Source organism: Clostridioides sp. ES-S-0054-01 (assembly GCA_021561035.1).
Classification (GTDB): Bacteria; Bacillota; Clostridia; order Peptostreptococcales; family Peptostreptococcaceae; genus Clostridioides.
The window spans coordinates 53639-68612 of the sequence record CP067346.1 but is presented as its reverse complement, the minus strand read 5'-3'; the positions used below and the strand labels follow the sequence as shown (position 1 = coordinate 68612).

Below are 14974 nucleotides of genomic sequence, written 5' to 3'. Positions count from 1 at the left end.
ATCTATCCCTCCTTATCTAACAATTAAAGATTTTATTGCTTCTTCTATTTCATCAACTCTTGGGACAACTGCTTTTTCTAACTCTGGATTATATGGTATTGGCACATCTTTTCCACAAATTCTCTTTACTGGAGCATCTAAATAATCAAATGATTCACTTTCTGTTATTAGGGCTGATATTTCTCCACCTAGCCCACCAGTCTTAGCTGCTTCATGGCAAATTAAAACTCTTCCAGTTTTGCATACACTTTTTACTATAGTCTCTTTATCCAATGGATATAAAGTTCTTAAATCTATAATTTCAACATTTATATTTTCTTTTGATAGAGTCTCTGATGCTTCTTCAACACTTTGTAACATCCTTCCATAAGTGATTACTGTAACATCAGTACCCTCTCTTTTAATATCTGCCTTTCCAATTTCAATTACATAATCATCTTCTGGCACAATACCTTTTTTTCTGTATAACAATTTATTCTCAACAAATATGACTGGATTATTGTCTCTTATAGCTGCTTTTAATAACCCTTTAGCATCTGCTGGCGTAGAAGGTGCAACTACTTTTACTCCTGGAACATGACAGAACCAAGCTTCTAAACTTTGTGAATGTTGTTCTGCTGAACCAGTTCCAGAACCACCTGGACATCTAACAACCATTGGAACTTGAGCTTTTCCACCAAACATATATCTCATTTTTGCTGCTTGATTTACAATTGCGTCCATAGAAATTGTTACAAAGTCCATAAACATGACTTCCATAATAGGTCTTAAACCAGTTGCTGCTGCTCCTGCTGCTGCTCCTGCTATAGCTGCTTCTGATATAGGAGTATCCCTTACTCTTTCTGGTCCAAATTCATCTATCATACCAACTGATACACCAAATGCTCCTCCATATATTCCTATATCTTCTCCCATAAATATTACATTTTCATCTCTTCTCATTTCTTCTGACATTGCTTCTTTTATTGCTTGTGCATATGTTAATTCTCTTGTACTCATTTTTATTTTCCTCCTTTACTATTCTTAGTCTGCATATACATCCTCTAATAAAGACTCTATTTTGGGATTTGGACTATTTTGAGCAAACTCTACTGCATCTTCTATTGATTGTTTTGCAAATTCTTGAATTTTATCTAATTCATTTTCGTTAGAGATACTATTTTCAATAAGATAATTTCTTAAAAATTCAATAGGGTCCTTTGCTTTCCATGATTCTATTTCTTCTTTTGTTCTGTACACATTTGCATCTGATTTTGAGTGACCTAACCATCTATAAGTTCTACTCTCAATCAATACAGGTCCTTCTCCTCTTCTGCATTTCTCAGCAGCTTTTTGTACTGTTTCGTATACTTCTATTGGATTGTATCCATCTATTGATATTCCCTCTATTCCATAAGAAACTGCTCTAGTGGCAATACTTTCTATATTCATATGACGTTTTATACTTGTTGACATACCATATAAATTATTCTCACAGTAAAATATTATTGGTAACCTCCATATTGAGGATAAGTTTATTCCTTCATGAAAAGTACCTTCATTTGATGCTCCATCACCAAAACTACATAAAACTATTTTACCTGTTTTTTTATATTGCTGTGTAAGTGCAGCTCCTGGAGCTATTGTAAGACCTCCACCTACAACTCCATTTGCCCCTAAGTTACCTGACTCAATATCTGCTATATGCATTGAGCCTCCTTTTCCCTTGCAAAATCCAGTTTCTTTACCCATAAGTTCAGCCATCATTTTATTTAGGTCTATTCCCATTCCTATAAATTGACTATGTCCTCTATGAGTTAATGATACTAAATCTCCTTTTTCTAAAGCCATTACAGCTGCCACACTTGATGCTTCTTGACCTACAGATAAGTGAGTTGTTCCATGTACCATACCTCTTGCAAAAAACCAACTAACCTTCTCTTCAAATTTTCTAGCCTGATTCATTCTCTTATACATTTCAAGCAATGTTTCTTTTGATATTGACATATACATTCCCTCCTGTTAACTTTTATCTATCTTTCTATTAGTCACAATCTTCTAATAATTTAAGTGCTAAACTGTGATTAATTGCCAAACTATTTATAAACTTTGCTTTTAATGATGCCTTTATTGCTTCTATTTTTTCATCCCCTGAAGCTACACCTATAGTTCTTTTTATCTTTTTTAAATTTTCTAGCTTTACTCCTAATACTCTTTGATTAAATTCAAGTATTGAAGTTTTCCCCTCTTTATCAAAAGCATGCAAACAAATTGCACCTATTGAGTTGTATTTTTTTAAGTCTTCTATATCTTCTTCATTCATATATCCAGAAGCCATTATGGTTGAGTTTAAACTCATAGGATTTCCTATCCCTACGATTGCTATAGTTGTTTTATCTATTAAGTCTAGTACTTCTTTAATTTTTTCATCTTTACAAAGCTTCTCTTTTGTAGACAAGTCAGACATAACAGCTGGAGCATGTAATAGTTTAAAATCACCTCCAAAAGCCCTTGCTAAACTCACTGCTATTTGATTTGCATGAATATCTATTTCATTATCTCCAATCCCACCTAATAGGGGTATGAATGTAACATTTTTACAGTTATTTTTTTCTACATATCTAGGTATTTCTTTTAGTGTCGTTCCTATTGAAACACCTATTATATCATTTTCCTTTACTACTCTAGTTAAATATTCAGATACAGCTCTTGCTAGTTCTTGTTTTTGTGTTAGTGAATCCTGTTTATCATCTACTACTATTACTTCTTTTAATTTATATTTTCTTTCTAGACTTCTCTCTATTTTTTGATAGTCATTTTTCAAAACATCAACTATCTGTATTTTTACTATTCCTTGCTCAAAAGCTTCTTTTAATATTCTTGATATTGTTGGTCTTGATATTCCCAATTGATTTGCTATTTCCTGTTGATTCAAATTATCTTCATAATAAAGTGAACAACACTTCATCATTAATCTTAAGTCTCCAATTTTTTTCATTTTCTTTCCTCCAAAATCAAGCTTTTTTAATTATCTTTACATTTGTTCAATCATTTTACTTAATTTCAGTAACATTATAGAAGGGGTTAATATAAAAAGTCAACTGTTTTTTTGTATAATAAAAAAACGGTGATACTTTTCTTGTACCACCGTGTCCTTAAACAGTTGAAACATTACCACTTAATTCGTATTATATATTATTTCTAATTGCTAAATGTCATCTTCATAAAATCGAAATCAGTGGTCTACTTATAGTTCTTCAAATAATAATAACTTATTAAACCATCTCTAAAAAAACAACAACTTAATCATTTAGAGTTTTCTTATATTTTTATTATTCGTTTTTCTAAAAACTCTTCAATATATAATGAATATATAATAGTTTTTTATAAATAATAATTTACAACAATTCTTGATTAAACTTAAGACTTAATGAAAAATATCTTTACTATTTAGTATTTAATTCATTAAGTATGGTATTATACTCTTTGTCAAGCTTATAAAAAGACATTATTATAGTTTGTAATATTGTTATAAATATAGGTAGGTATATAAAACATACTTTTATTGATAATATAGCTAAATCACTTTGAGTAGCTGATGTACCTACATAACCACCAATTGATAGTACTGCACCTAATATTGCTGAACCTAACCCATTTCCTACTTTAAACCCAAAACTAGATGCACTATTTATAAGTCCCTCTGTTCTATATCCAGTCTTCCATTCTCCATATTCAATAGTATCTGAAACAATAGCAAACATCGTCGCTGCTATTCCAGCACTCCCTATTCCCTTTATAACACTTGCAGATATTATTCCAATATAGTTTTGTCCAGCTATTATAAACATAATATTTGACGATATTAATATTATTGAACCTACTATTAATACATTTCTTTTTCCAAATTTTTTTATAAAAGGAGCAACCATAAACATAGCTATAATTTGAGATATATTTGAGACCATGTTTATAGGACCAAATAATTTTTCATCTCCTAAAATAAACTTTGCATAATATACAGATGAACCACCATTTAGTGCAAATACAATAAATATGCAAACTAAGCATAATGTTATTTGTATCCAGTACTTATTTCTAAATAAAGATTTAATGCCTATTTTAAATGGTATTACTTCATTCTTATCTTGCTTAACTGCTTTTACTCTTTCCTTGGTTCCAGCAAATGTTATAAAAAATACCATTATAGATGCTACTCCAAATACAAAAAAGGTTTTAGTCCATGCTGATAAATTATTTCCAAAGTATTCAACTAAAGGTAATGTAAGCCCATTTATTATTAAAGTACCACAAGTGGCTAATATCATTCTAAATATACTTAATACTCCTCTTTCATACTGGTCTTGAGTTATAAGTGAATTTAGTGTTGCATAAGGTACATTGATTGCTGTATAAATAACAGTAGAAACTAAGTTATATGTAATAAAAATATAAATCAATTTAGAAGTGACACCAAGACTTGATGGAACAGAAAATAATAAGACTGCTGCTAAAGCAAAAGGAATCGACATTCGTAAAATCCATGGTCTAGCCTTACCGTGTTTAGATTTAGTCCTATCTACTATAACTCCCATCGTTAAGTCACTAAATCCATCCAATATTCTAGACACAAGCATAATACTACCTACAGCAGCTGCACTAACATCTGCGTAATTAGTATAATAAAATAATAAAAATGCTGACATTGCTGAGTATATGATGTTACACCCTAAATCTCCACATCCATAAGAAAATCTTTCAAAAAATGAAGTTTTTCCATATTTAACTGTGGTTGTTTTAATATTGATTTCTGTATTCATAATATTATCCTCCTTATCGCAAAGTATTTCTATCAATGCTTATATTTCAGAGCATAAGTTTTACCTTTGCTCTGAAACGTTTAGGGTTATTTTTTATTAATCTACATCCTTTGATTCATCTGCTATATATTCAAAGAAGTCAAAATCAGCATAGTGTTTATGCTTTACACGGTCTGCACAAGTTAATCCTACAAATGTGCCTGTAAATTCTCCATATTTACAGTACTCATCTGAAAACTTAGTTGTGTCAAATATCTTTCCTATTCTTTGATAGTTTTTTTCATCATAACTCCATTCGAAATATAACTTACGACCTTGTATATGCAAACGAAGATATATTGGTATATCTTCTATTGGTGTCCTAGTATTTAAAAACTCCGTTTTCTCCCCATTTTCAAGATGTATTATTGATAGTGCGCTTTGACCCAATGTTTCACTATAGTACTTTCTTAGATTGATATAATTCATATTATCGTAATACATTATCAAACCTGCACTATGCTGATGTACCTCTGGATAAAACTCCATTTTAGTAGTTATTCTTGCATATACTGAAGTTAACTTTCTTGCCAATATGCTCACTCTATTTAATGATGTTCTTGATTCTTGTCCTCTAATCCTTACATATCCTGGTCTAGACTTAACATCTGCAAATGATAATGGTGAAATCCTAGGGGCATAGTATTGTAAACCTAATTCATCTGAATCAAAGTCATCAAAACTTGGTATAGATGAAACTAAATGTTCTTCTAGTTTACTTTCGGATACATATTCTTTTGCCAAATTACTTTCATCTTCCATTCGAAGCCAGTTATCCTCTGTCCATTTCATTTTTTGAATAGCTGTTTCTCTACCTAAAGTACACCTTAACTCTGGTACAAATGGTCTAGATGTTAGATGAACTAAATATACTTCACCTGATTGTGTTTCTATATAGCTTCCATGACCAGATTTTTGAAGTTTTGATTCTGGATTATAGTATTTAGGCTTTAGATGATCAGGGTCATGTCTTTCATAAAAATCGCCTGGAATTGAGGTTACAATTGGATTCATTGAATCTTTTTCATAAGGCCCCCATATATTTTTAGCTCTTCCCATAGTTACCCCATGACCATATCCAGTTCCACCTTCTGCACACATTATATAATAATAATCTCCACGCTTAGTTATATGTGGTGCCTCAATACAGCCTCTATCAGTTCCTCCTGACCATATTCTCTTTGGATATCCTACTATTTCTTTTTTTTCTGTACAGTATTCCACTAAACATATAACACCAGGTTTTTCATATCCTTCTCTAGTCTCCCAGTCTAATGATGAAATCCATTTTTTACCATTATCATCATGAAAAATAGATGCATCAAATCCTGATGAGTGTAAATACACTGGTTCACTCCACTCTCCCTTTATATCTTTTGATGTAATTAAATAGTTATCAACATCAAAATATCTTGCGTTCATAGAGTTCATAATTCCATAAACTATGTAAAATAAATCTTCTTCTTCACAATAAGTCAAACAAGGTGCCCAAATTCCTTTAGACGAGGGAAGCTTCCTTAAATCTATTTTTGTTTCATCTGTTAAAATATGAGTATATAGCTCCCAATTTTTCAAATCTTTAGAATGATAAACAGGTATCCCCGGAAACCATTCAAAAGATGAAACTACAAGATAATAGTCGTCTCCCTTCCTACAAATACAAGGGTCTGGATTAAAGCCTGGAAGTATAGGGTTTTTAATCATATTTTTTCCTCCAATTTTAGTTTAATATTCTATAGGATACCATTCTTGAGCTACACATTTGCCTAGGTCCCAACTATCCCAACCTATCCAGCCTTCTTCATTAACTGTATCTAGTAATAACTTGTAATTCCAATAGTAGTGACCACTTCCATTTCTCCATGCATCAAGCTGTGCTTTTGCTATTTTCCTATATAATTCTCTTTTTTCATCTTTTGATAACTTATCTATGTTTGATTTAATCCCATTTAAAGGCGATTGACCTCCAGCTGTATCTGTACCACAACCATATGAATTAAATAAGCTCCACTCTCCACATATAATAGGAAAATATTTTTGCATTTGTAAAATATCCTTAGCATAATTTTCTTTAATATATTTGACATAACTATCAATATTTTGCTCACATCCATCTGCTTCAGCTAACATCAAATACTGGTGTGTATCTAGAACAACATTTTTAAACTCTTCCTCTCTCATAAAGTCTGCCCATGCTTTTAATTCAAATGCATCATGGAATACTATAACGTTTTCCTCGCTCATATAAGGACGCATTACTTTATATGCTTTTATATAAAAATCACGTAAAAATTCTAATGAATTAGGTTTACTTCTTCTTGCCATCTCTTTATCTACAGCCTTAAATCGTTTCGGAACATTCATTAGGTTCCACATTCTTTCTGTTATGGGTTCATTTAAAATTTGAATTCCATACAATTCACTTCTCATCCCATAACGTTTTGCAAGCCTTTCTAATACATTTAACGTAAATTCTACATATTCTGGATTTTGTGACCAGTTACATACCCCTGATATTCCTCCATTATCAAATCCATTTTGACTTCCTGGAACCGTATGTAAATCTATCAATATACTAAGTCCATACTTATCTGCCCAAACAAATGCTTTATCAAGTTCTTTAACACATCCTATAAATGGTTCGCAATCTCCAAAAATAAAATATGGTACTGGTATACGAACTGAATTAAATCCCATAGATTTAATCGTTGCAAAATCTCTCTCTGTTATATATTCACTACGATGAAGCTTAATTCTAGATTCATATACCTCCCTTGAAAGTTGTCTTGGTAAATAGTATTCATCTTCTGCTTCTGTACCTTCAAATAACCTTGGGGTCATCCATTTTTCTAGAACTAACCAACCTCCTAAGTTTACACCTTTTATATACACATAAAATCCTCCAATCGTATCTTATTTAAATAGGTATATTTTGCACTTATATTAAAATATTTTTTTAGATTATTTTAATATACAGTTATTATATTTGATTTTATTTGTTTTCTTAAGTATGTTTATTGTCTAATTTATTAGTTGATATTATCTTTTTATTATTGAATATTATAAATTTACTAATTATAATATAAAATTATAGGGAGGAGATTATTATGAACAGAAATAATTTTTCACATGAAATAGTTGAACCTATTGATAATTTAGATGTTAATTTTAAACTATTTGATGATAGTGGTAGTTATGTAGCAAATCATTGGCATAATTCATTAGAAATAATTTATATAACTTCTGGTGATTTACAAATTAACATGGAAGGCTACACTTATAATTTAAAAGCTAATGAGTGTATGTTCATTAATTCTGGAGTTATTCATTCAACTAGATGTATTTATGAAAATACCTCTATATTATTGCAAGTACCATTATCTTTTCTAAGTAAATACATTCCTGATTTTAAAAATTGCTATTTTGACTTTAAGGTCAATGTTAATGACAATAACTATAAAAAAAATTCAAATAAAGTTAAACATATATTAGAAAACATGAGAGAAATCAAACTTAGTTCTCCTCCAGCAGCTAATCTACGCTTTACGAGCTTATTATTTGAACTTTTATTTGAATTATATACAAACTTCAAAATAGATATAGGAAATAAAAATATGAGAAATACAGCACTTGACTTATCAAAATTTGAGCCAGTTTTGGAATACACAAAGATTAATTACAAGACTCCTATTTCTATTAACAAAATCGCTAAGGTAGCACACTTACAACCAGAATATTTTTGTAGAAAATTTAAACAGTATATGGGACAGACTTACTTAGAATATTTAAATGATGTACGTATTTCTCATATCTATAAAGACTTAATTAACACAAATGATACCTTGTGTAGTATATTAGAAGCTCATGGATTTACTAATACAAAATTATTTTACAGAATTTTTAAGGAAAAATTTAAGTGTACCCCTAAACATATAAGAAAAAAATCTATCTAAAATATAATATTCTATATTACCTATCTTTGTAATTAAAAAAAGGAGTTGTTCTTAAAATTTGATTAGAAAAAATCAATTTTAAGACAACCCCTTTTTGTATAATAATTTATTTTTATAAACTTTCTTCTTAACTTTATTTTATAAAAATGAAGTTAAATTAATGTGTTCTTTACATAGTATCCATACATGGCTTATTCTTTTAATGCTATCAGATTTATACTTAATATTATCATAGGTACAATTACATAAATAAAGGCTGTAGCTGATGACACAATCCCAGAATCGTTCACTAAAAGAGTTACTAAACATCCTGCTATTGATGCTATAAATCCTTTAAATACAATTGGATATTCATCAAGCAATTGCTTAAAGTATCTAATCTGATTAATCATAAGAACTAAGATTACCCCTATTCCAGTTAGTAGTATATTAACCCATGTACTGGTTTGAGCTAGTTTTAAATTCATTTCTATCTTTCTACTAAATGTTTGTATTATTTCTCCTGGTCCATTAAAGTAAATTTCTTTTACAAACATACCTAAATGTGAATTACTTCCTGAAATCATATCTATTGCTACAAAGACCCCTAATACAAATAATACTGCTATACCTAATAATACAATTTTTTTGAAATCTATCTTTACATTATATATCAATAATATAAATAGTAAAAATGCAACACATTCAGAAATAGCGCTTCCAACATTTGCCCCCATAATTGGAGATGCACTTGTAATTAAGATAGCCAAAGAAAAAACTATTACAGACCATTTTGGTATATTTTTATATGTAAGTAAAATTACAAATGTAAATATTGAACTACCTATTGCCACACCCTGATATTCATTTCCTACTCCATAATATCTAGCTCCAATTATGCAGTCATAACTCATGACATTACTTTTCATTAAATACGAACCAAGTGCAGAATCAATAACCACAATCAATATAGTTAATCCAGTAAAGAACAGCATATTTTTTAAATCATTCTTTATTAAAACTTTACTTATAAGATATATCGTAAGTGTTATTATAATTATTCCTAAAGATATTGCTAATGGTGTTTTGAAATTCATTATTGGGGTTATCATAAATGATAGTGGCATTACTATTCCTATTTTTAAAAGTTCCTTTAATATAAAAAATGTTGTTTCTTTATAATTTTTTGATATATGCTTTCTAAATAAAATTGCAATCATAGCAACTATCCATGACAAAAAAACTATACTTACAAAACCATTAAGTATTGTAGACCTTATGCTTGAAATAGATACTATCTTTTGATATTCATCCATCAAATATTCTTTATTATCATCTCTGCTAATAAGTTCATATTTTCTTCCAACCATATTTTGATTTTTTATATTAAAATTATCTAATATTTCAACTCCCACATCTAGATTTGTTACAATACCCTCTCTTCTGGTAGTTGAAGATGATAATAGACCTTTTCCATCACCATTTAATTTTATTATTGGAGAAAGTCTTCTTTTGTTTTTATAATCTAAGTCACTTGGAAATGCACTTGATATATAAACAGTGTCATTTTCTTCAACCATAGAAAATACATTTTTTAAGTATACATCTATATTTTTTTCTATGCTATTTTTCATGTTAACATATGTTTTTTCGGTTAAATTTGGTTTATATAAATCTAATCTATATGTATCTCCAAGCTCCACAAAAACTACATCATTATTTTTGTAAGCTTCTTTAGTCTCTGTAATCAATTTATTATAATCAGTTGATATTCCATAAGGCATAGATAAATCTTTCTTATTTATATTATCTACGTTTCCATTAGGAATTCTCCCATACTCATCCATTGCAACTAGGCATAAGTTTCTATTTTTTATAAGCTGACCATTTTCAATTATATCTGCATTTCCCAACACAGATACTTTTAACCCATTGTCAGATAAACTTTGACCTAATGACCCTAATACAGAACCGTACTCCCCAAAGTTTAAATTTTCATTTATAGACTTATTTATAGTTAAATTATTTATACCTTTTGCGCTTTTTCCTGTAGCCGATTTAAAAGCTATGTCTCTATCTTTACTTGAACTCTCAAAATTAATATCTTCTTCATTAGCTACATTAGCTCTTCCACCAGCACCCATACTAGCATATGATCGTCTGTCATCATTACCTTTATCACCTCTTATGTTCATTAGACCTATATATCCCCTACCATCTAGTTCTTCTCTCAATGATTTTATTTTTAACATATTGCTCATACTAGTTCTATTCATATCTATAAATATCACTTTTCCATATGTCGGTATATCATCCGCAAAATTATATTGACTCATCGATATTAATATTATGATAAATGTTGCTAAGAAAGATATAATCTTTTTTCTCATAAATTCTCCCTGCTTTCTGATTTAAATCCTCACCTTTAAGAATACATTAAACATTGTCGTTATAAATAAATAAATTTGGACCATCTATTTAAAATAAACAGCCCAAACTATTGGTTTATTTGAATATATTAATTTTTAGGTTTTGCAAATATCATTCTACCTGCAGGAGTTTGAAGAACAGAAGTAACGAGTACTTTTATAGTCTCATTCATATGTTTTCTTCCTCCATCAACAACTATCATAGTTCCATCATCTAGATATGCAACACCCTGTTGAGCCTCTTTTCCTTCTTTAACCACTTGAACAACCATATCTTCACCTGGTATAGCAACTGGTTTTATAGCATTAGCTAACTCATTTATATTTAATACTTCAACACCTTGGAATTGAGCAACTTTATTTAAGTTATAATCATTTGTAACAACTTTTCCATTTAAAACCTGAGCAAGCTTTAACAATTTACTATCAACTTCTGCTATATCATCAAAGTCTCTCTCACTTATTTCAACTTCTATATTTAATTCTTTCTGAATTATATTTAATATATCCAGACCTCTTCTACCTCTTACTCTTTTTAAATCATCTGAAGAATCTGCAATATGTCTTAGTTCCTCCAAAACAAAAGCAGGAATAATAAGTTTTCCTTCTATAAATCCGGTCTTACAAATATCAGCTATCCTTCCATCAATTATTACACTTGTATCTAATACTTTTGGAGGAATGGCTTTTATGTCTTTTTTATTCTCTTTATCTTTATCTTTAATAGGATTTGCTAATCTTCCTAATTTTCCAATATTAAATAAATCATTTTTACTTTTAAGCGCAACTTTCATTCCAAGATATCCTAGGAATAAATATAATAGTAAGGATAATATTCCACCTACTATTGGTATTCTATTTACTAATCCACTTAATAAATATGCAATAACAAATCCTACTATAAGACCCATAGACCCTAACAATATATCAGTCTGAGGATATTTTGACAATTCTTTATCCACTATTTTAGCAATTTCTTTTACTTTATTTACAACCCATGGTTCTATAAGATATCCTAAAATGGCTATTATTATACCTGCTACTACAGCTGCGATATAACCATATGTTTCTTTTCCAAATGTTAATATTTCAAAATCTTTCATTAATGTTAAATAGGTCGTTATACCTATTGTAAATCCAAGTAAAATAAACAATATTCTTGTTACTTTCCTTATCAATGCTTCACCCCCTAGTTATACTTATCTATTATAGACCAAAGTGTATATTATATTCAAGAAAAAAGTAGTAAAATTCATTTAAAATTCATCATATATGTCTATCTAATAATACTAATTGTTTCATTTTTATGAGTCCATTTTTTATATATGTTGCTCTTATTTCACCTATTCCTTCAACTTCATCTAGTTCTTCAATAGATGCATCTAGAATTTGTTGAAAGTTTTCAAAATAATTTACTAAGTTTTCTATTATTGCTGTTGGTAGTCTATGTATTTTACTAAGAATTCTATACCCTCTTGTTTTTATAGGCATATCCATGCTTTCTGAAAAACCACTATACCCTAATAGTTTTGCCATATTAACTAATTCTATTAATTCTTCTGAGTTTAAGTTTTTGACCTTTTTCATAAGTTCTTTTATCTCTGTATTTTCTTTATTATAATCTTTGAATATTAATTTCTGGTCTATTCTAGTTGTACCCATTAATTCTTCTAACTGCATGCTTACTAAAGTTCCTTCATCACCCAATTCTATCATATATTTTTCAATTATACTTGTAACCCTCATTACCATTTCCATTTTTTGCATAACTAGGGCAACATCATAAATAGTTACCAAATCATTAAATTCTAAAGCATTTAAATTTGTTATAGCTTGGTCTAATACTGTCTTATATTTTTCTAAAGTTTGTATAGCCTGATTTGCCTTAGTAAATATCTTAGATATATCTTCGACTACATACTTCTCATTTCCTCTATAAACTGTTATAACATTTCTTCTTTGTGAAATTCCTATGACTATAGCACCAGTTTGCTTTGCTACTCTTTCCGCTGTTCTATGTCTTGTTCCTGTTTCTGATGTTTCTATAAAATAATCCGGTATAAGTTGTGCATTAGCAAATAGTATTTTCTTTACATCACCACTTAAAACTATAGCTCCATCCATTTTAGCTAACTCATATAGATATGCAGGTGAATACTCTGCATTTATAGCAAATCCACCATCTACTATTTTCATTACATCTTCATTGGTTGCAATTACAATCAATCCACCTGTTTTAGCTCTTAGTACGTTGTTTAGACCTAATCTAAGTGGAGTTCCAGGAGATATCATTTTTAATGCATATAACATATTTTTATTATCTAAAAAATTCTCCATATTTATTGATTCCTCCCAAGTACTATATTTATAGCTTGTCTTAAGTTATCTGCCGGCCATATTTCTATGCCTTTAGTATCTTTTACAACTTCATAATTACTTCTAGGAATTACTATTTTTTTAAATCCAAGCTTCTTACACTCAGCAATTCTCTTTTCTATAAAGCTTACTGCTCTAACTTCTCCTGTAAGCCCCACTTCTCCTGTAACAGCTATATCTTCATCTATTGGTATATTTCTAAAACTAGATGCTACAGAAATAGCTATCCCCAAGTCAATTGAAGGTTCATTTATCTTTATTCCTCCAACTATGTTTATATAGACATCTTGATTTTGTATTTGCAAACCAACACGTTTTTCTAATACTGCTAGCAACATACCTACTCTATTGTAATCTACACCTGTAGATGTTCTTTTTGGTATACCAAAACTTGTAGGTGAAACTAATGCTTGTAATTCAAGTAACATCGGTCTCGTACCTTCTACCGTAGATATTATTACTGAACCTGCTACATCTTTTGGTTTTTCAGATATTAAAATTTTAGATGGATTATCAAGTTCTACTAATCCCAAATCTCTCATTTCAAATACTCCAAGTTCATTAGTTGAGCCAAATCTATTTTTAACAGCCCTTACTAATCTATAAGTATTATATCTTTCTCCTTCAAAATATAGAACAGTATCAACCATATGCTCTAATAATTTTGGTCCTGCTAGTGAACCTTCTTTTGTAACATGCCCAACTATAAATGTTGAAATTCCCATTTTTTTAGAAATTTTCATGAATTTTGAAGTACCTTCTTTAATTTGGCTGACAGTTCCTGGTGCCGAGGATATTTCTGGACTAAAGACAGTTTGAATTGAGTCTAGAATTATTAATTCTGGATTTACGCTTTCTAAATAAGATTCAATTATACTTAAATTATTTTCAGCAAATATATATAAATTTTCTGAGTTAATACCTAATCTTTTAGCTCTCATTTTTATTTGAGATTCTGATTCTTCTCCAGTTATATATAAAACAGTTTTTCCTAAATTAGCAACATTACTAGATACTTGGATTAAAAGCGTTGATTTACCTATACCAGGGTCTCCACCAACAAGTACTAAAGAGCCTTTAACTATACCTCCTCCAAGTACTCTATCTAATTCATTTATATCTGTTGTAAACCTCTCTTCTTCTTTACTTTCTATTGAATTTATACTAACTGGTTTAGATGAGGATTTATCTATTATAAAGACCTCTTTTTTGGTGCTTTTTTGGTCTACTTCTTCTACAAATGTATTCCATTTTGTACATTCCGGACATTTACCAAGCCATTTAGCTGTTTCATATCCACAAGATTGACATACATATTTTGTTTTTATTTTTGCCATACTTTTATCATCCTTAATTTATTATTCTATACTATAATTTTAGCATATATGAAAGACAATAT

11 protein-coding genes are annotated in these 14974 nt (G+C 29.5%); 1 reads left to right on the top strand and 10 read right to left on the bottom strand.

What is annotated here, in order from left to right; all coding sequences use genetic code 11:
• Positions 1 to 12 precede the first annotated feature (12 nt).
• The 6 genes from JJC02_00495 to JJC02_00470 form a co-directional block, all read right to left on the bottom strand.
• Positions 13 to 999, bottom strand: coding sequence for an alpha-ketoacid dehydrogenase subunit beta (locus JJC02_00495; protein UDN54751.1), 987 nt, complete (start codon positions 997 to 999; stop codon positions 13 to 15).
• 24 nt (positions 1000 to 1023) lie between these two features.
• Entirely contained in the window at positions 1024 to 1986 is a 963-nt protein-coding gene (locus JJC02_00490; GenBank protein ID UDN54750.1) for a thiamine pyrophosphate-dependent dehydrogenase E1 component subunit alpha, read from the bottom strand.
• Positions 1987 to 2023: 37 nt separating this feature from the next.
• Entirely contained in the window at positions 2024 to 2977 is a 954-nt protein-coding gene (locus JJC02_00485; protein UDN54749.1) for a sugar-binding transcriptional regulator, read from the bottom strand.
• A gap of 448 nt (positions 2978 to 3425) precedes the next feature.
• The gene (locus JJC02_00480; protein ID UDN54748.1) at positions 3426 to 4799 is read right to left on the bottom strand and encodes an MFS transporter; all 1374 of its coding nucleotides are present in this window, start codon (positions 4797 to 4799) and stop codon (positions 3426 to 3428) included.
• A 96-nt stretch (positions 4800 to 4895) separates the two neighbouring features.
• A complete protein-coding gene (locus JJC02_00475; protein UDN54747.1) occupies positions 4896 to 6542 on the bottom strand; it encodes a glycoside hydrolase family 43 protein in 1647 nt (548 codons plus the stop codon).
• 21 nt (positions 6543 to 6563) lie between these two features.
• Positions 6564 to 7730, bottom strand: coding sequence for a cellulase family glycosylhydrolase (locus JJC02_00470; GenBank protein UDN54746.1), 1167 nt, complete (start codon positions 7728 to 7730; stop codon positions 6564 to 6566).
• A 215-nt stretch (positions 7731 to 7945) separates the two neighbouring features.
• On the opposite strand from JJC02_00470, the gene JJC02_00465 reads away from it, so the two are divergent.
• Positions 7946 to 8791: a helix-turn-helix domain-containing protein gene (locus JJC02_00465; GenBank protein ID UDN54745.1), complete on the top strand. Its 846-nt coding sequence runs from the start codon at positions 7946 to 7948 to the stop codon at positions 8789 to 8791.
• Positions 8792 to 8982: 191 nt separating this feature from the next.
• On the opposite strand, the gene JJC02_00460 is transcribed toward JJC02_00465, so the two are convergent.
• The 4 genes from JJC02_00460 to radA form a co-directional block, all read right to left on the bottom strand.
• Positions 8983 to 11160: a hypothetical protein gene (locus JJC02_00460; protein UDN54744.1), complete on the bottom strand. Its 2178-nt coding sequence runs from the start codon at positions 11158 to 11160 to the stop codon at positions 8983 to 8985.
• Between the two features lie 128 nt (positions 11161 to 11288).
• On the bottom strand, positions 11289 to 12377 hold the full coding sequence (locus tag JJC02_00455) for a PIN/TRAM domain-containing protein (protein UDN54743.1): 1089 nt from the start codon (positions 12375 to 12377) through the stop codon (positions 11289 to 11291).
• 88 nt (positions 12378 to 12465) lie between these two features.
• Entirely contained in the window at positions 12466 to 13536 is a 1071-nt protein-coding gene (gene disA, locus JJC02_00450) for a DNA integrity scanning protein DisA (GenBank protein ID UDN54742.1), read from the bottom strand.
• Between the two features lie 2 nt (positions 13537 to 13538).
• Positions 13539 to 14912 (bottom strand): DNA repair protein RadA, encoded by a 1374-nt coding sequence (gene radA / locus JJC02_00445; protein ID UDN54741.1) that lies wholly within the window; start codon positions 14910 to 14912, stop codon positions 13539 to 13541.
• Positions 14913 to 14974 lie beyond the last annotated feature (62 nt).